General features: G+C 42.4%; 18 protein-coding genes. All 18 read left to right on the top strand.

Going from position 1 to position 18801, the window contains the following annotated elements:
- The first annotated feature begins 552 nt into the window (after positions 1 to 552).
- Positions 553 to 1674, top strand: coding sequence for an AI-2E family transporter (locus CEQ75_RS18205; protein WP_242965505.1), 1122 nt, complete (start codon positions 553 to 555; stop codon positions 1672 to 1674).
- Positions 1675 to 1820: 146 nt separating this feature from the next.
- On the top strand, positions 1821 to 2366 hold the full coding sequence (locus CEQ75_RS18200; RefSeq protein ID WP_089612433.1) for a LemA family protein: 546 nt from the start codon (positions 1821 to 1823) through the stop codon (positions 2364 to 2366).
- 18 nt (positions 2367 to 2384) lie between these two features.
- Complete coding sequence (locus CEQ75_RS18195; protein WP_198306592.1) at positions 2385 to 4079, top strand: DUF2207 family protein; 1695 nt, start codon at positions 2385 to 2387, stop codon at positions 4077 to 4079.
- A gap of 250 nt (positions 4080 to 4329) precedes the next feature.
- Positions 4330 to 5235, top strand: coding sequence for a LysR family transcriptional regulator (locus CEQ75_RS18190; protein WP_089612432.1), 906 nt, complete (start codon positions 4330 to 4332; stop codon positions 5233 to 5235).
- 235 nt (positions 5236 to 5470) lie between these two features.
- Complete coding sequence (dsrA, locus tag CEQ75_RS18185; protein WP_089612431.1) at positions 5471 to 6676, top strand: dissimilatory-type sulfite reductase subunit alpha; 1206 nt, start codon at positions 5471 to 5473, stop codon at positions 6674 to 6676.
- Between the two features lie 44 nt (positions 6677 to 6720).
- Positions 6721 to 7782, top strand: a complete 1062-nt coding sequence (gene dsrB / locus CEQ75_RS18180; protein WP_089612430.1) for a dissimilatory-type sulfite reductase subunit beta — start codon at positions 6721 to 6723, stop codon at positions 7780 to 7782.
- 14 nt (positions 7783 to 7796) lie between these two features.
- Positions 7797 to 7994: a hypothetical protein gene (locus tag CEQ75_RS18175; protein WP_089612429.1), complete on the top strand. Its 198-nt coding sequence runs from the start codon at positions 7797 to 7799 to the stop codon at positions 7992 to 7994.
- A gap of 85 nt (positions 7995 to 8079) precedes the next feature.
- Positions 8080 to 8262, top strand: a complete 183-nt coding sequence (locus tag CEQ75_RS18170) for an indolepyruvate ferredoxin oxidoreductase subunit alpha (protein ID WP_089612428.1) — start codon at positions 8080 to 8082, stop codon at positions 8260 to 8262.
- Between the two features lie 30 nt (positions 8263 to 8292).
- Positions 8293 to 8610 carry a TusE/DsrC/DsvC family sulfur relay protein gene (locus CEQ75_RS18165; protein ID WP_089612427.1) on the top strand — a complete coding sequence of 106 codons (318 nt, stop codon included), beginning with the start codon at positions 8293 to 8295 and terminating at the stop codon, positions 8608 to 8610.
- Positions 8611 to 8833: 223 nt separating this feature from the next.
- Positions 8834 to 10534, top strand: coding sequence for an FAD-dependent oxidoreductase (locus tag CEQ75_RS18160; protein ID WP_089612426.1), 1701 nt, complete (start codon positions 8834 to 8836; stop codon positions 10532 to 10534).
- A 40-nt stretch (positions 10535 to 10574) separates the two neighbouring features.
- Positions 10575 to 11984, top strand: a complete 1410-nt coding sequence (locus CEQ75_RS18155) for a cobyrinic acid a,c-diamide synthase CobB (RefSeq protein WP_089612425.1) — start codon at positions 10575 to 10577, stop codon at positions 11982 to 11984.
- A 39-nt stretch (positions 11985 to 12023) separates the two neighbouring features.
- Positions 12024 to 12875 (top strand): respiratory nitrate reductase subunit gamma, encoded by an 852-nt coding sequence (locus tag CEQ75_RS18150; protein WP_089612424.1) that lies wholly within the window; start codon positions 12024 to 12026, stop codon positions 12873 to 12875.
- A gap of 59 nt (positions 12876 to 12934) precedes the next feature.
- Positions 12935 to 14533, top strand: coding sequence for a (Fe-S)-binding protein (locus CEQ75_RS18145; RefSeq protein WP_089612704.1), 1599 nt, complete (start codon positions 12935 to 12937; stop codon positions 14531 to 14533).
- Positions 14534 to 14559: 26 nt separating this feature from the next.
- Entirely contained in the window at positions 14560 to 15417 is an 858-nt protein-coding gene (locus tag CEQ75_RS18140; protein ID WP_089612423.1) for a nitrilase-related carbon-nitrogen hydrolase, read from the top strand.
- A 24-nt stretch (positions 15418 to 15441) separates the two neighbouring features.
- Positions 15442 to 16053 (top strand): RsbRD N-terminal domain-containing protein, encoded by a 612-nt coding sequence (locus tag CEQ75_RS18135; protein ID WP_089612422.1) that lies wholly within the window; start codon positions 15442 to 15444, stop codon positions 16051 to 16053.
- Positions 16031 to 17653, top strand: a complete 1623-nt coding sequence (gene dsrK, locus CEQ75_RS18130) for a sulfate reduction electron transfer complex DsrMKJOP subunit DsrK (protein WP_089612421.1) — start codon at positions 16031 to 16033, stop codon at positions 17651 to 17653. Before CEQ75_RS18135 ends, dsrK begins: the two co-directional genes overlap by 23 nt.
- Positions 17646 to 18035 (top strand): sulfate reduction electron transfer complex DsrMKJOP subunit DsrJ, encoded by a 390-nt coding sequence (gene dsrJ, locus CEQ75_RS18125; RefSeq protein WP_089612420.1) that lies wholly within the window; start codon positions 17646 to 17648, stop codon positions 18033 to 18035. The genes dsrK and dsrJ overlap by 8 nt, the downstream gene beginning before the upstream one ends.
- A complete protein-coding gene (gene dsrO, locus CEQ75_RS18120) occupies positions 18035 to 18796 on the top strand; it encodes a sulfate reduction electron transfer complex DsrMKJOP subunit DsrO (RefSeq protein WP_089612419.1) in 762 nt (253 codons plus the stop codon). The genes dsrJ and dsrO overlap by 1 nt, the downstream gene beginning before the upstream one ends.
- The last annotated feature ends 5 nt before the right edge of the window (positions 18797 to 18801 follow it).

Raw genomic sequence — 18801 nt, 5'->3', positions numbered from 1 at the left:
TTATCTTAAAGTTCTATCGCCGGTATTTGCTTCTTAGGTACTAACTCATTTTGCAGGTATTTATTGCTTTCCTTACATCAAGAACAGTATAATTTGTGGCTGCTGATTTTTCAAGTGTTTTCAAATCATCCCCGGCGCTGCATTAAACAATGGTAAGACTGTTATTTTACATAAACAATCTTTGATATCAGAATGCTTATTGACAGATGCGTGAAAAAGTTTAGAATAAATTTTAAGTGATATAAATAGGAATGTTATGCAACAATATCATGTTCATGCACCAATTAAATATTGTGACGGAGCATAGATATCCTAATTGGTTATCTGATAGTACTTGTAAAAGATAAAATCCCATACGAGTACTATTTTTTTCAGTTAATGATAAGGGTGTGATTAATAAGTAAGAATTTGAGACAGAATAATCATAACAGATAAAAAATGTGGCACAGAGATAATGAGCAGCACTTCCTGTTACGAAAAGTGACAAATAAGGTTTGTGGTGCAAAATGTAATAGACTGGCAGGAGCCGGTCTAATAGGAGGAATACGATTGATGCTAAAGGATTATGAGATAAAGAAATATATTGCAATCGCAGTGATCGCGGTGATATCCGGCCTGATTGTGCTTCATTTTCCCAGTATTCTGCAGGCCGGATCCAATATAATCCAAGCAGTATCTTCATTGCTTATCGGAGTAGTCATTGCCTATATTCTTAATATTTTATTGGTGCAAGTTGAAAAAATATACTTCCCGAAAACAAGAAATAAAACAATACATAAAAGCCGCAGAGCAGTGTGCCTTTTGATCTCCCTGTTAATTCTTGTTGCAGCAAGCGCTTTAATTATTTATGTGGTGGTTCCGGAACTAATCGCCAGTTTTAAGCTGATGTCCGACGAGATACCGCCATTAGCGGAAAAATTCAGACAGTGGATTATTTTCCATTCAGATGAAATACCATCTTTGCAACAAGCCCTGCAAACCTTGGAAATCGACTGGCAGGAAACGACTAAGAAAGCCCTTGCTTTTATATCAGCGGGAACAGAATCTTTTATCAATTATCTTCTGTCCTTGATCACCGGCTTAGTAGGATTTATTGTGCAATTAGTGATTGGATTTATCTTTGCCATGTATATACTTTTTAATAAGGAAAAACTGCAAAGACAGTTTACAGTGCTGATGGAATCATTGATCAGTGCCGAGAAATGCCAAAAGACCATGTATGTGTTGAGAACTGCCCATCAATCCTTTACAAAATTTATCGGCGGTCAGTTTCTTGAAGCTGTGATCCTTGGCACACTATGCGCCATCGGTATGATGATTTTAAGATTGCCTTATGCGATCATGACCGGCACAGTTATCGGCGTCAGTGCATTAATTCCGGTTATTGGCGCTTACCTTGGCGCCGCCATCGGCGCTTTTATGATCGCTACGGTGAATCCAATGCAGACAGTTATTTTTCTGGTATTTATCGTGATCTTGCAGCAAATAGAAGGAAATCTGATCTATCCAAGAGTTGTGGGGAGTTCCATTGGTCTGCCGGGTATCTGGGTATTTGCAGCAGTTGCAGCAGGCGGCGGGATTTGGGGTATTCCCGGGATTATTTTGGGTGTGCCTGTTGCGGCTACCTTATATAAGATCATCGGGGATTATATAAAGAAAAAACGAGGAAATTAGCCCCATTTTAGAAAATGAGCAGGGAAAGAGCACTTTTTATCGAATTAATAGACATCTAGGAAATCCCGGGAGGGGATGTATCGCAGAAGTGTAGATTCGAGTTTCACGGAGCCTGCGGCGTTCAATAAAAATAAAGGAGGCGTAAAATGGGGTTTGTAATTGGAATTGGGATACTTCTCGTTGTGCTTGCTTGGGTAATTACTACCTATAATAGTCTGATCAAGGATCGGGAATTTGTGAGAAATTCCATGGGGCAAATTTCCGCTCAAATTGAATCCCGGTGGGAGGCCATTAGGAATATGATTGAGGGGACCAAACAGTATGCCGACTATGAAGCAAAGGTACTGGAAGAGATTACAGAAAAAAGAACAAAACTTGGACGTGAAGCCAGTGTAATCGATGTAGAGAAAGATAACGGCCTTTTCGGACAAGCCTTGAACCAATTGTATGCTGTTGCCGAAAACTATCCTGATCTGAAGGCAAGCAAGGTATATCAGGATACTTTAATGAACGTAGATAAATATGAGCAACAGGTGCGTCATTCCAGAATGATTTTTAATGATACCGTTACCAAATATAATCGCAGGGTGCAATCTGTGCCCAGTAATATCATTGCAGGGCTGTTTAATTTCCCGGTTGAAAGATATTTTGAAAACACACCGGAAAAAGCAGACATGCCGGGTTGGAGCTGATTTATGATGAGGCAATGGTTGAAATATTTTAAAAAAGCAGGCATGATCCTGCTTTTGGCATTTATATTCCCAGGAACAGCTTTTGCCAATTCCATGGAGTCATTGGATTTTCATGTACAATTACAAGGTGACGGCTCCGGGATTGTGACGGAAAACCGGAAGGTGAACTTAACGAAGGATACGGAAATCTATATCAAAATGGAAAACCTGGGCGGTTCTCAAATATCTGATTTTAAGGTCAGTGATTTTGGGGAACCCCTCATTTATAAGGAGAATTGGGATATTGAAGCCAGCCGTGCAGAAAAATCAGGAAAATACGGCATTGTTGAAACGGACACAGGTTATGAACTATGCTGGGGAATCGGTGAATACGGGGATCATGAGTACAAAGTAACTTATACCATCAGCAATATGGTGCGTCAGTTACAGGACGGGCAAGGAATGAATTGGAGGTTTTTTGATGGTGCGGGAAATATCAATCCCACATCTCTAACCATGACCATCGAAGGACCAGAACCCTTTTTATCTGAAAACACCAAGATATGGGGATTTGGTTTTAACGGTGAGATCTATCTGGAGAATGGCTCTTTGGTGGGATGGTCGGCAGAACCTCTTTCCGATAACAATTATGTGACTATTTTAATGCAGTTTGCCCATCAACCCTTTCATTCTCCTTTGAGTCTGGATCAAACCATGGCGGAACAAGAAAGCAGAGCCAAAGAAGGAAGCTCGTACAATCAAGAGGATACTTCCCTTTCATTTGGAGAAAAAGCAGCCGGTTTTACCGTGCCTACTGTGGGGGTTCTTGCCGCCATTTTTGCCATGATTGGACTCGTTTTAAGAAGCAGGGCTATCAAGAGAGCAAATCCATTAGTGAAAGGAAAAGAACGGCGCAAATTAAACCAAGATCAATATTATCGGGAGATCCCCTATACGGACGGGCCAATGACGGATGTTGCCTACATGCTGGAACAAATAGAAAGAGGACGCATCGAAGATTATTTTAATGCTTTCCTGCTAAAATGGCTGAAAGAAGACAATATCGATCATATTACTGAGGAAAAAGGGATTATTTTCAAAAAAGAGCAGTCGATCCTGCAATTGAACCGCCATCAGATGGAAGGAGATGACTTTGAAAGCCGCCTTTGGAATATGATGCAGGCGGCAGCAGGGGCAGACAACAAATTAGAAGAAAAAGAATTTACGAAATGGGCCAAAAAGAATTTTAAAAAAATCGAAGATTTGAAAGATGACTTAAGTAATGATTCCAAATACCTGATGATTGATGAAGGATATCTGGAACAAAAAGAGGTGGCGGTGCTGAGGTTCTTTACTAGCTCTGTAATCAGCGGTACGGCACCAGGTGAAAACTTATTAAATCATATGGTGCAATTTGAGAATTATCTCAAAGATTTTTCCTTGCTCCATGAACGGGGTGCCAAGGAAGTGTTCCTTTGGGATGATCTGCTTATTTGGGCCAGCCTTTACGGAATTGCAGAAGAAGTAGCCCAGCAGTTTGAAGAACTCTATCCCCAGTTTTTGGAGGAAAGCCAGTTTACCGCGGGTGATTTCTATATGATGACGCTGTTTACCCATAGTTTTGCCAAGGGATATCATAGTGGGCAAAGCTCTGCAAGCAGCGGAGGCGGCGGTGCAACCAGCTTGGGTGGGGGCGGCGGCTCCTTTGGTGGAGGCGGAGGCGGATCCCGGTAAACTAACTTCCCTGCCACACCGCGACTCTTCATGGTTGATGTAATTAATAATGGTAAAATTATTAATAAATTGCAATATGAACATATTGCTTATTGAGAGATTTGTGTTAAAATAGAGAAAGATGAAGCATTAGACGATAATAATGCCCAGACAAAGTATTTGCTTTGATTGGTAAAACTTTTCGCAAATTAAAAAGCAGACATAAAATGTATCATAAGGATGAAACGTAGTAGGGTGGAGGAATCAAGTGATGAATGAAAGAAAATTAAGGGTATTTTATGAAGTTGCCACAAAACTAAACATGACGGAAGTAGCTAATCAGATGTTTATCAGTCAGCCTGCAATCAGTCAAACGATCCGGGATTTAGAAGATGATTTTGGAATTCAGTTTTTTGATCGTATCGGTAAAAAGCTATATCTTACCCATGAAGGAGACCTGTTTCTCAATTATGTACGCAGAATTTTAAATCTTTACGATGATTGCTATAAGACCATCAAGGACAACAGTGAATTAAAAAACGGCAAATTGAGAATCGGTGCCAGTACTACTATTGGCATCTATCTTTTGCCTGAAATCATCGGGAAATTTTATCAGGAGCATAAGGAAATTGAAGTATCAATTGTCATCGAAAATATGAAGATTATTGCCGATATGATTCTAAAAAATCAAATTGACTTTGCTTTTGTGGAAGGTCCGGTATTTACCAGTGAAATTCAAGAAGAATATTTTTGTGATGATGAACTGGTATTAATCACACCTCCCAGCCATCCTTGGGCTCAGCTGGAAGAAGTGGATTTAAAGGAACTGGAAAATGCTGAATTTATTATGCGGGAGCAGGGCAGTGGTACCAGAGAAATCTTTGAGGAAGCATTAAAGGACTTTGATATTAATTATGAAATCAAGTTTGAGTTGGGAAATACCGAGGCCATTAAGAAAGCGGTAGAAGCAAACTTAGGCGTTTCCTGTGTATCCCGAAAATGTGTAGCTAAGGAGGCGATGGATGGAAGTATTGCAGTCAGGAACATTAAGGGTTTAAAGATTATGAGGGAATTTCAATTGATTCATCACAAGGACAAGTATTTTTCTAAGCTGTTCTCTTTGTTTATTGATTTTTGCCGCAACCATGTACAAAAAGAAGGGTGTGCTAATAAATAACCATAAATGATAATTATTTGTTATGGTTGGCATAATTGATTTTCTATTTTATTTATTGCCGAATTAATTATAGAATGAATTTGTGAGAAATATCAAACATGAGTAATAATTCTCTGGCGAGTTTATATGTAATGAGTTGTGACTAATTTCTCAATCAAAGACAAATCAGAGATCATAATTACTACTTGAAGTATTTGATCCTAATAAAAGGATTACTAATTATGGAGGTGTAGGTATGACGGAAAGAAAGACCCCCATGTTGGACGAACTGGAAAAAGGACCTTGGCCTAGTTTTGTCACAGACTTAAAAAGGGCGGCAGAAAAAAATGACTCTGTAAAAGATTTAATCGCACAGTTGGAGCAGTCATACGAAGAAAAGAAAGGTCACTGGAAACACGGTGGAATTGTAGGGGTTCGAGGTTATGGTGCCGGTGTTATTGGCCGCTATTCTGATGAACCGGAAAAATACCCCAATATTGCCGAATTCCATACTTTGCGTATTAACTCACCTGCCGGATGGTTCTATGACACCAAAACACTGCGCAATGTTTGTGATATGTGGGAAGAACATGGTTCCGGATTGCTTAATCTGCATGGAACCACAGGGGATATCATTCTTTTAGGAACCAAGACTAATGAATTACAACCTACTTTTGATGCCTTCAGTGATGCCGGCTTTGATCTGGGTGGATCCGGATCCGGGTTGAGATCTCCAAGTGCCTGTTGCGGACCGGCTCGTTGTGAATGGGCATGTTACGACACTTTGGATGTATGCGATAATTTAACCCACGAATATCAGGATGAAATGCATCGTCCTATGTGGCCCTATAAATTTAAGTTTAAATTCTCCGGTTGCCCCAATGATTGTGTTGCATCCATTGCCAGATCAGACCTGTCTGTTATTGGTACCTGGCGTGATACCCTGAGAATTAATCAGGAAGAAATTAAAAATTATGCGAATTCCGGTATGGATATTCAGGGCAGAGTTTGCGAAAAATGTCCTACCAAAGCATTAACCTTTAACAGTGAAACCAAAGAGCTTTTTGTTAAGGCGGAAGACTGCACCAGATGTATGCATTGTATTAATGTCTTGCCTAAAGCTGTGCGTCCCGGCAAGGAAAAAGGCGCTACCCTGATGATCGGCGGTAAATCAACCATTTTACGTTCAGCGTTCCTTTCCTGGGTCATCGTTCCTTTCATGCCATTGGAAGCACCTTACACCGAGTTAAAAGATCTGATTGCCCGCATTTGGGAATGGTGGGATGAGCATGGCAAGACTCGTGAAAGAATCGGCGAGTTAATTTATCGATTAGGCATGGGTAATTTCCTAAGAGCAGTTGATTTGCCTCCGGTGCCTCAGATGGTCAAGGAACCTCGTGCTAATCCTTATATTTTCTGGCAAGCTGATGAAGTTATCAAAGCTGATGAAGCTACAAAATAATAGCTAATAATATTATTTTAATTTATATCAAGGGGTGAATGTATATGAGCAGAACAGATTTAGGACCTCCCGATTATAAGGAAATGTTACCTCCCGTTATTAAAGAAAATTATGGCCAATGGTTATATCATGAATATTTAAAACCAGGTGTCATGAAGCATGTATCCGAAAAAGGAGATGCCTTATATACAATCCGGATAGGTTCTCCCAGATTGGTAGGCTTGGACACTGTACGTGAATTGTGTGATTTGGCTGATAAGTATTGTGATGGATACTTGCGTTTTACCAGCCGACACAATGTAGAGTTATTAGTCTCTAATGAAGCCAACGTAGATCCCTTGTTGGCAGAGTTAAAGCAAAAAGGAATGCCTGTAGGCGGAACTGGGAATTCCATTAGTAATATCGTTCATACCCAAGGATGGATTCACTGTCATACGCCTGCTACCGATGCCTCCGGTATTGTAAAGGCTGTTATGGATGATTTGTATGACTATTTCACCCATGATGATTTATTGCCGGCAAGACTGCGAGTTGCCATGGCATGCTGCTTAAACATGTGCGGAGCGGTGCATTGCTCGGATATTGCGATCCTGGGGATTCACAGAACGCCTCCCCGCATTGATCACACCAAGGTTTCCAAGGTTTGTGAGATCCCGACTGTTATCGCCAGCTGCCCTACGGCAGCAATCAAGCCGGATCCCAAGAACAAGAGTGTCAAGGTAACGGAAGAAAAATGTATGTATTGCGGTAACTGTTATACCATGTGTCCCGCTATGGAAATTATGGATCCCTTGAATGACGGTATTGCTATTCTGGTAGGCGGTAAGGTATCCAATTCCAGAACCGCTCCTGGTTTCTCTCGTTTAGCCATTCCTTTCTTGCCTAATAACGCTCCCCGGTGGCCGGAAGTAACTGAAGCGGTGAGAAACATTGTTGAAACCTGGGCCAAGGATGCGAAAAAAGGAGAACGTATGGGCGAATGGATCAGTCGTATCGGATGGGAAAGATTCTTTGATCGCACCGGTATTCCCTTTACTGATAAGCATATTGACGACTATATTTTCTCCATTCCCACATTCCGTACAACTACCAACTTTAAATGGTAAAGAGGTGAAATATAGTGGCTGAAGATTTAAGAGAAAGAATTCTTTCTTATCTAAACGGAGTTAGCAAAGCTAAAACCCGTGACATCGCCGATGCTCTTGGTGAAAAGAAAAAAGACGTAGATAAAATTGTCAGAGATCTGGGCAATGAAGATATCATAGAATTTCTCTATCTGGGTACTTCTTATGTTCGGATTAAAGGCAAAGAAGATTAATCTCAGAATCAAATAAAACTTCAAAGGACGCTGCAGGAACCTAACTTGCAGCGCCTTTAAAAAATGACAGAGCGGGGTGTACTATATGTATTTGGTCAATATTGATATCAAAAAATGTACCGGTTGCGGCGCTTGTGTCGATGTTTGCCCAGTTGAGTATCTGGCAGTCAATGATGGAGTTTGTGAAGTCGTCGGCGATGAATGTCAGGGTTGCGAAAGCTGCGTGGCGGTTTGCCCAGAAGATGCAATTACTGTACAGGAAATTTAAATTCCTAGAAAACAACAGGAGGTAAAAAATATGGCATTTATTGATTTTAACGGCCAACAAGTAGAAGTGGATGAGGACGGCTTTATCGCTGATCCGGAGGTCTGGACCAAGGAATTAGCTGAGTTTTTGGCAAAAGATGAAGGCGTTGATGAAATGTCGGAAGAGCATTGGACATTGGTTAATTATATCAACGATTATTACAAACAGTTTGGGATCGCTCCTATGATCCGCAAAATTGTCAAGTCAACCGGTATCAGTAATGCAAAAATTTACGAATTGTTCCCCAGCGGCCCTGCAAAAGGTGCTTGCCGCGTGGCCGGGTTACCCAAACCTACCGGTTGCGTATAATATTTAAAATTAATAAAAACTAGACTTAGTGCGGCTTATGGCCGCACTAAGTTAAATTAGTACTTGTTTAGGTTTTCTCTTATGTTTATATAAGGCTTTTGTTTAGGGTGGCTACAAGTCTCGAGAGATGATGAAAATAAGGGAAAAGTTAAAAAGATTTTAAAATGAATTATCAGAAAGAGGTAGAAAACAGAAAAAATTAAATAAGAAAGAGGGGGATAAAGTGAAAGAGGTCAAGAAGATTGTCATCATAGGCGGGGTTGCATGCGGCCCTAAGGCTGCTTCTCGAGCGAGACGGTTATTGCCGGATGCGGAGATTACGATCATTGAACAAGGTGAAATTATTTCTTATGGAAGTTGCGGAATTCCTCTTTACTTAGCAGGAATGCTGCCCGATATTGACAGTTTGATGACCACGGCATCAGGTATGAAAAGAAGTATCGAGTATTTTGACCAGGAAAAGGCAGTTCACGTCATGAACAAGACGCGGGCTACGGCCATTGATCGGGAAAAGAAAGAGGTAGTCATTTATCAAAAGGAAAAGGGGACGGAAAGCCGGATCTCCTATGATCAATTAGTATTGGCTGTAGGGGCAGATCCCATTGTTCCTGACGTACCGGGAATTCAGTTAAATGGAGTTACCGTGCTCCATGATCCCCAGCAGGCTGAGTCGATTCGCACCGCAATCAAAGAAGAAGGAATTAAGCAGATCGCCATCATCGGCGGCGGTGCCATCGGTTTGGAGATTGCCATATCCCTTATCGGAAAGGGCCGTGAAGTTGTTTTAGTTGAGCGAAGTGATCAATTAATGCCGGGTATTTTTGATCCTGAAATGGCTGATTTAATCAAGCGCGAGTTAGAAGACAATGGAGTCAACGTGCTCTTAGGCGAGGGTTTGAAATCATTAAAAGGGGACACACAGAATCAGGTTAAGAAATTTACTACCGCAAATGGAATATATGATACAGATATGGTGATTATTGCTACCGGTGTCAGGCCTAATGTGGAGCTGGCCCGGGATTGCGGGTTGGAAATCGGAGAAACAGGCGCCATTAAGGTAAATGAATACATGCAAACCAGCGATCCTGATATTTTTGCCGGCGGAGATTGTGTTGAGAATGTTCATTTAGTATCAGGTCAGAAGGTTTATGTTCCCCTAGCATCAACCTCGAATAAACACGGTCGTGTTATCGGCAGCAATTTAGCAGGGAAGAAAGAGACTTTTCCCGGGATCCTGGGCACATCAGCCATTCAAGCTGGTGAGTATAATGCAGGTAAAACCGGCCTTACCGAAAAAGAAGCGCTAAAATTAGGATATCCTGTGATCAGCACCATTGTCTCCGGGCATGATACCGCTCATTACCATCCGATGCATGGGAAAGCAATTTTAAAGTTGATTGCCCATCAAGAAACAGGTAAATTGCTTGGCGCCCAGGTGGCGGGTATGGGTGAGGTTATCAAAAGGTTGGATGTTTACTCCGCAGCCATTTATATGGGGGCGGATTTGGAACAGATTTCTCACTTTGATACGGGATATGCTCCGCCTTTTTCCACACCCATTGACATTGGTATTCATGGAGCAAATGCCTTGCTTAATTTAAAAGAAGGTCTGGTTAAAGGTGTTTCTGTTCCCGAAGTAAAACAGATGCTGGCAGATAAAGCTGACTTTATTATGCTGGATGTACGATCAGCCAAAGAAGCAAAACTACGTCCTCTTAAAGGAGGAGTCGTGGTCAACATTCCCATCACGGAATTAAGGGCAAGATACGGTGAGATACCCCCCCATAGAAAAATTATCGCTTTTTGCCCCTTAGGGATTCGATCCTATGAAGCTGCCACTTTACTCCAGGGAAAGGGCTATCAAAATGTCTCTTTCATGAAAGGCGGCACTTCCGCTTTACCGGAATTAACTGATGCTGATTAAGATTTATCAAGAACGAGATGAATAACAAGGAGGAACCGCCATGAAGAGAGAACAGAATATTCCCCGCATCGTGATCAGTGCTCCTCATGGGCAGTCAGGCAAAACTACGGTGAGCATCGGTCTCATTGGTGCTTTGGTAAAAAGCGGACTTGCGGTTCAGCCTTTTAAAAAGGGACCGGATTTTATTGATCCCAGCTGGCTCTCCCAGGTTTCCGGCCGTTTGTGCCGGAACCTGGATTGCTATCTTATGGATGAAGAAAGTATTAGAGCATCTGTAGCCCAAGCAGGGTCAGCGGGTGCCCAGATCGCAGTAGTTGAGGGCGCCATGGGAATGTTTGACGGCCTGGATCTTGAAGGCAGCGGCAGTACGGCTCAGATTGCCAAAATAATCGAAGCGCCGGTTATTCTGGTGGTCAATTGTAACCGCATGACAAGGAGTGTCGCCCCCTTGGTGAAGGGTTTCAAGGATTTTGATCCCCAGGTTCATGTGGCTGGGGTAATTCTGAACAATGTGGCTCGTCCCCGGCATCAGGATATTTTAATCGGAGCGATCGAAAAGTATTGCGGTCTTCCTGTTCTGGGTGTGATCCCCAAAAACGCAAAATTCTCCATCCCCAATCGCCATTTAGGCTTGGTACCAGCCGAGGAAAATGAACGATTACAGCAAGCCATTGATGATATTGTTGCCATCGCGCAGCAAACCCTGGATTTAAAAAAGATTTATGAAATTGCTGCCGAGGCACCGGCATTGCCCATAAAAAATGACTTTGATGGAGCAATATCCTCTGGGACGAAAGATCAGGTAAAAGTAGGTATTATTAAGGATCGTTCCTTTACCTTTTATTATCCGGAAAATTTGGAAAGTCTGGAACGGGCAGGAGCGGAATTGGTCTATATTAATGCCTTGGAAGATTCGACACTTCCCCAAGTGGACGCCCTTTTTATCGGAGGAGGCTTCCCGGAAATTTTTGCAGAGGAATTGGGGCGAAATCAGAAGATTAGGGCGGCCATTGCCCAGCAAATTGAAGCAGGACTGCCCGTTTATGCAGAATGCGGGGGGCTGATGTATCTGGGCAGAAGCATTATCAGCGGGGAAAAACACCATCCCATGGTGGGGGTGTTGCCCTTTGACGTTTTATTAAAAAACAAACCCCAGGGTCATGGTTACACCATCATGGAAGTAGAAAAAGAAAACCCGTTCTTTGCTTTGCATACCACCGTTAAAGGACATGAATTCCATAATTCATGTGTGGTTAATCTGGAAACATCAGGCATTGATTTTGCGTTCCAGGTGATACGGGGGCACGGAGTTGACGGTAAAAAAGACGGCCTTCTTTATAAAAATGTTTTAGCTTGTTATAACCATATTCATGCTTTAGGAACAAAAGGATGGGCGGAAAATTTAGTTTCCGCGGCGAGCTCTTTCCGCAAGGAAAGGGATGATATATAGAGGGAAATAAGCAAGGTAAATATTTTGGGAGGTGTAAAGATGTTTTTGGTGATTTTTTTGTATATTGCATTTTTGGCATTCATTGGTTTTTCTTTAAAGAAAGCTTATGATTTTGCAAAAATGCCCATGCACGGCAGATGGGAACTTTATCCCGTGCCCAAGGAAAAAGGCCGCGGCGAATATGGCGGTTCTTATCTGGAAGAAACGAAATGGTATGAAAAACCGAGAGAAACCTCATTGGTTGCAGAAATCATAGATATGGCTAAGGAAATTATATTTATTAAGAAATTATTTGACAATCAAAGACCTTTTTGGTGGTTGTCTTATTCCATGCATTTAGGGATTTACGCTATGATTGCTTGGCTGGTTTTGCTCTTTCTGGCGGTATTTATTGATTCATCACTGTTAAACGGCCTGATTGCCCTTGCCGGTGGGGCCGGAATTATTATGGTGATGATTGGTTCCATCGGTTTATTAATCAAAAGAATGGTGAATCCGGAATTTAAAATGTATACCACAGGACTGGAATATTTCAATTTATTTTTCCTTTTTGCTGTAGCCTTTACCGGTTTTCTATGTTTTATTACTGACCCTATGTTTCAATACGGACATGATATGATGGGCAGTATGCTTACATTTTTTCCATTCGCGCCGAGTGCTTTAGTAACCCTTCATTTGGTTTTGGCCGGAGCCGTAATTATTTATATTCCGCTAACCAAAATGAGTCATTATGTGGGTAAGTTTTTTTCCTTTCACAAGGTATTATGGGATAATGACCCTTATCTCCCCGGCAATGAAATTGCTGAAAAGGTGGCGGCCGGAAAGAGTTATAAACAGAAGGGACAATGGTCTGCTCCTCATTATCCCGGAAATCAGAAAATAGAAAATTAAGATAAAGGAGGAAAGTATAGGTGGCTAACGCAAAGAAAAAAATCATACCTTTAACAGATATGAGCAAACCTCAGGATGTGCAGCTTTCCACCCCTAATTTAGCGGATTATATGGAATTACCGGCACCCTATAATACTATTGAGTCTCAGCCGGCTTTAAAAGAGCCCAAAGGCTCATGGACAGAATCGAATATTACCTTCTTAGACGGCTATGCCGGTATTGAAAATTTGGTACGACCAAAGACCAAGGAGGAAGAAAGGGAGTTTGTCGAGAAGTTTTTATCCGGTATGGAAAAGAGCTTCTCCGATGATACCAACCGAGGCATGATTATGCCCTTGCTTCTTTCCTTTGAATACTGTGCTAAATGCCATACCTGTTCGGAAGGGTGTCATGTCTATCCGGCCAGTGGTTATAACGAGCTTTATCGTCCGATCTATCGTTCCGAAGTTTTCCGTCGCATTGCCAAGAAATATTTAGATAAGGACGGGAAATTAATCAAGAAATGGGATGAAAATGATCCCGATTTAAATTGGGAAACCCTTGCTCGATTGGCAGAATTGGCTTATCGGTGTAATCTGTGCCGTCGTTGTGCCCAACAATGTCCCTTGGGATTGGACAATGCTCTTTTGGCCAAGGAAATCAGAAAGATTTTCAGCCAGGAAATGGGTATTGCGCCTAAACCTTTGCATGAGAAGGGTACCATGAACCAATTGAAAACCGGTTCTTCCACGGGGATGTCGAAGCCTGCTTTTTTAGATGTGATTGAGTTTATTGAGGAAGATATTGAGGAGAAAACGGGCCGCAAAATCAAAATGCCCATTGATAAAAAAGGTGCAGACATTTTGCTGATCCATAACGCGGGGGAATTTATGGCCTGGCCCCAAAATCCGGCAGCTTTTGCCATTCTTTTTGAAGAAGCAGGACTTGATTGGACTCTAAGCAGCGATATTCTAGGTTATGACAGTGTAAATTATGGCCTGTGGTATGATGATTATCAAGCAAAGCAGATTGGCACCGGTCAGTTTAAAGTGGCTAAGGAATTAGGGGTTAATCGAATTATCATTGGAGAATGCGGACACGCCCACCGTGCATCCATGGTTTCAATGGACAGAGGTGCTACCGGATCATATTATGTGCCTCGAGAAAGCTTCTTGCCTCTTTTATGGGATTTGGTCAGAACCGGAAAATTAAAATTCGATCCTTCCAAAAACAATTTCCCGGTCACCTTGCATGATCCCTGTAATTATGTGCGTTCAATGGGGATTGTCAAACCCCAGAGAGAAATTTTAAAGGTGATTGCTCCTCAGTTCCGGGAAATGACGCCCCATGGTGTGGATAACTATTGCTGCGGCGGCGGTGGCGGCTTTGCTATTATGAATAATTTGAATTTTGCTGAGTTTAGAAATACCTTGAGTACCAGGATGAAGTTTAAGCAAATCTTAGATGCTTTTGCCGATACCATTGAAAATACTGAGATTCCTAAGTATATTTGTGCACCATGCTCCAATTGTAAAGGAGCGATCCGGGATATTTTAGAATATTATGGGGCCACGGCAAAGTACAACTTACAGTATGATGGTTTGGTGGAATTAATGGTCAATGGTCTGGCCAGCTTAGATCGGCCATACCTGGAATTTTTGCTTGATGAAGAAGATTAATCTGGACCATTGTTAAGGAGTCAGCCATGAAAGATACACGAATTGCCTTGGCGCAAATGCAGGCGGAAACAGGCAATGTTGAGGGAAATTTAAAAAAAATCGCAGAATTTGCAGAAGCAGCAGCGGAACAAAAGGCAGATATGATTTGTTTCCCCGAATTGTGTATTACCGGCTACAATAAGACTAAGGGGTTATTAATTCCAGAAATTGTGCCGGGACCAAGCTCTGAAGCCCTTCAGAACCTGGCCCGGCGTTACGGGATGGTGATTATGGCCGGCTTGCCGGAAGTCTCCCCTTACGATAAACCTTATATTGCCCAGTTGGTTGCCTTCCCTGACGGGAGGCTTTTGACTTATCGCAAAACTCACTTGGGAAAAAGCGAAATTGATGGTTTTACGCCAGGTGATGATCTGCCGATTTTTTCAGGGGAAAAGGCCCAATTTGGCATCGGAATCTGCTGGGATATGCATTTTCCGGAACTAAGCACCGTGTTAGCTTTAAAAGGCGCAGAAATTATCTTTGCCCCTCATGCATCACCCCAGATTATGGGGAACCGCCGGAATTCCTGGTTAAAATATATGCCGGCGCGAGCTTATGATAATGGAGTTTACATTGCTGCCTGTAATTTAGTGGGCTCTGACGGTGGCGAAAAAGAATTTTGCGGCGGTGCCATGGTGCTGGATCCCAAGGGCAATGTGGTGGCGGAATCTTTCGATGAAGGGGAAAACCTGTTGGTGGTTGATTTGCCAGGAGCCCCGATTAACAAGATGCGCCGGCAAGAAAGAAAAGTGATGAGTGCCAGTTTCTTTTTAGATTTTAGAAGACCGGAGCTTTATCACGAACTGATCAATCAGCATCCGATGCACAATGAAGGGAAACCTTGAAACAGAGAAGGGGGTTAGAACTACATGAAAAGGCAAAACTTAGCAGAGTTTTTCCAGGAGCATAAAGCTTCTCTGATTGAATCTTGGTTTGAAGCCATCTTAAATCAGTATCCCCAGGAGACAGTGCGTATTTTTAGAAATAAGAAAAACCCCTTTGGCAATCCGGTGGGGTATAACCTGCGTCAGGGTGTGGAAGGGATTGTCGACTGGTTTACCCAGAAAGAGAAAAAAGAAGATGTAGCGGTTTCTCTGGATAAAATTATCAGGATTTGGGCTGTACAGGATTTTTCTCCTTCTCAAACCTTGTCCTTTCTAAAGAATTTTAAGCATATCGTAGAAAAGCAAATGAAAGATTATTACACCCATCAAGAGGAATTATGGATTAATTGGCAAGAATTTGCCGGTCAGATTGATTTCCTTTTGCTCATGTCCATGGATATCTACACGGAATGCAGGGAGAATCTTTATCAAATTAAAGTGGATCAGGCAAATCGCAGAGTGTATGCTTTGCTCCGGAGATCCAATGCTCTGGCTGAGGGGTTAAACTCCGAGGAAGATTATGATGATGGTGCTTCCTGTGCAATAAAGAAAAAAGCTGTGAAGGGGTGCAAAAATGAGTTCACTACCCAAAGCTGATTCTTTGGTGAGCAACAAAATTATCATGCCAAAAGATAATTGGTTTAACGCTCCCTTTGAATTCAGAAAAGGCACTTACAACTATGGTTCAAATCCCAAACATCATGAAGTCTTGGGACTGCCAAACCCTCGAAAATGGAGCCCGGAAGATGATGACTGGCAGCTGCCGGAAAATTGGAAGGAGATTCTATTAGAGGGATTACGAGAGAGATTAGATAAATATCGTTCTCTCAAGCTGTTTATGGATGTTTGTGTGCGCTGCGGAGCTTGCGCGGATAAATGTCACTTTTTTCTCGGATCGGGAGATCCGAAGAATATGCCTTTCTTACGGGCAGAGCTGCTCCGTTCTGTTTATCGGCGAGAATTCACCAAAGCCGGTAAGATTATGGGAAGAATGGTCGGTGCCCGTGACTTAACGGAACATGTGGTCAAAGAATGGTTCTATTACTTTTTCCAATGCAGCGAATGCCGCCGCTGTTCTGTTTATTGTCCTTTTGGGATTGATACGGCGGAGATTACCATCATCGCCCGGGAACTTTTAGGTTTGCTGGGGGTTAACACGGATTGGATTTTGGCCTCTGTATCCAATTGTTTCCGTGTAGGAAACCACGTGGGGATCCAACCTCATGCCGTAGTGGATACCATTGATATGCTTTGTGACGATATTGAAGACATTACCGGAATACGCATTGAGCCCACCTATAATCGCAAGGGCGCCGAGGTGCTCTTTATCACCCCGTCCGGTGATTATTTTGCCGACCCCGGGATCTACACCTTTATGGGTTATTTAATGCTTTTTCATGAAATAGGATTGGATTACACCCTGAGCACTTATGCTTCAGAAGGCGGGAACTTTGGTCTATTCGTTTCCCATGAAATGATGAAAAGACTAAACATCAAAATGTATGCGGAGGCGAAGCGTCTGGGTGTTAAATGGATCCTGGGCGGAGAATGCGGCCATATGTGGCGGGTAGTTAATCAGTATATGGATACCATGAATGGTCCGGCTGATTTTCTGGAAACGCCTGTTTCACCTATTACAGGAACGAAGTTTGAAAACACTCTTTCCACCAAAATGGTTCATATTACTGAATTTACCTCAGATCTGATTCGTCATCAAAAGCTGAAGCTTGATCCCAGCCGGAATGATGGTTATCGTGTGACTTATCACGATTCCTGCAATCCTGCCCGAGCGATGGGACTGTTTGAAGAACCCCGCTATATTTTAAAAAATGTAGTCAACAACTTCTATGAAATGCCTGATGATACCATTCGGGAAAAAACCTATTGCTGTGGCAGCGGATCCGGATTAAACAATGATGAGTTTCTGGAAATGAGAATGCGGGGCGGTTTCCCACGGGCCAATGCGGTGCAACATGTTCAGGAGCAGCATGACGTGAATATGCTTTCATGTATTTGTGCCTTAGACAGAGCAGCCATGCCTCATCTCATGCAATATTGGAACCCTGGGGTGGAGGTATGCGGTGTTCATGAGCTGTTAGGAAACGCACTGGTCATGAAAGATGAAGGGGACCGGGTACGTGAAACGAATTTAAGAGGGGAACCCATTGAAACGACTGGTGGTGAGCAAGATGTATGATAAAAAAATCATCATACCCCTATTGGTTGTGGTAGTGTTGGCTTTAACTTATCCGATTTTTAACATGTTTGGTCAAAGCTCTGCAGCACCGGAATTGGATCTGAATACGCCGGAGATTCAAGCCTTAGATGAAAAAAAATGTATTGAAGATACTGAATTTATGAGAAGCAACCATATGCAATTATTGAATGAATGGCGTATTGAATCAGTACGTAATGGTCTTGACACTTATGTTGCCACCGATGGTAAGGAATATGAAATGAGCTTACAAAACACCTGCTTAAGCTGCCATTCAGATAAAGAAAAATTCTGTGACTCTTGTCATACCTATTCTGATGTTAATCCTAATTGCTGGACATGTCATATCGGGGGTGAGCTATAATGAAACTTGACAGAAGAAATTTTATTCGCATGTGCGGCGTGGGTATTTTGGGATTGGGAGCCGCCAAAGCCGATAAAATTTTTGCTCAGGTGGGATCAGGCAAGTATCAGAGTACCGTTACCAGTGACGGTAAAAGATGGGCAATGGTAATTGATACCAAGAAATGTGAAAACTGTGATGATTGTATCGCCGCTTGTCACAAAGGTCATAACGTCCCCGAGATCAAACCGAAAGAAGAAGAAATAAAATGGATCTGGAAGGAAGATTTTGAACACTCTTTTCCGGGTTTGGGACATGAGCGCATGAGCCAGGAATTAATGAAACGACCTTTTCTGCTCCTTTGTAATCATTGTGAAAATCCGGCTTGTGTTCGGGTTTGTCCGACCAAAGCCACCTTTAAAAGAGGAGACGGTGTAGTGATGATGGACTATCACCGTTGTATTGGCTGCCGTTTTTGTATGGCCGGATGTCCTTATGGAGCCCGCAGCTTCAATTTCCAAGATCCTCGACCCTCAATTACAGATGCCAATATGTTGTATCCGACTCGCACCAAAGGTGTGGTAGAAAAATGCAATTTCTGTGCGGAGCGTTTGGTTAAAGGGGAGTTACCTCTTTGCGTCGAAGCTTGCAGAAATGGAGCTCTCCATTTTGGGGATTTGAATGATCCTAATTCGGAAGTACGTAAGCTGATGGAGAGTCAGCCTACCATTCAACGCAGTGCCAGTATGGGGACATTCCCCAATGTTTACTACATTATATAAGGAGG

The sequence above is a fragment of the Dehalobacterium formicoaceticum genome, assembly GCF_002224645.1.
Classification (GTDB): domain Bacteria; phylum Bacillota; class Dehalobacteriia; order Dehalobacteriales; family Dehalobacteriaceae; genus Dehalobacterium; species Dehalobacterium formicoaceticum.
Note: the sequence above shows the minus strand (reverse complement) of the source record. Positions and strands in the feature narration are given on the sequence as shown.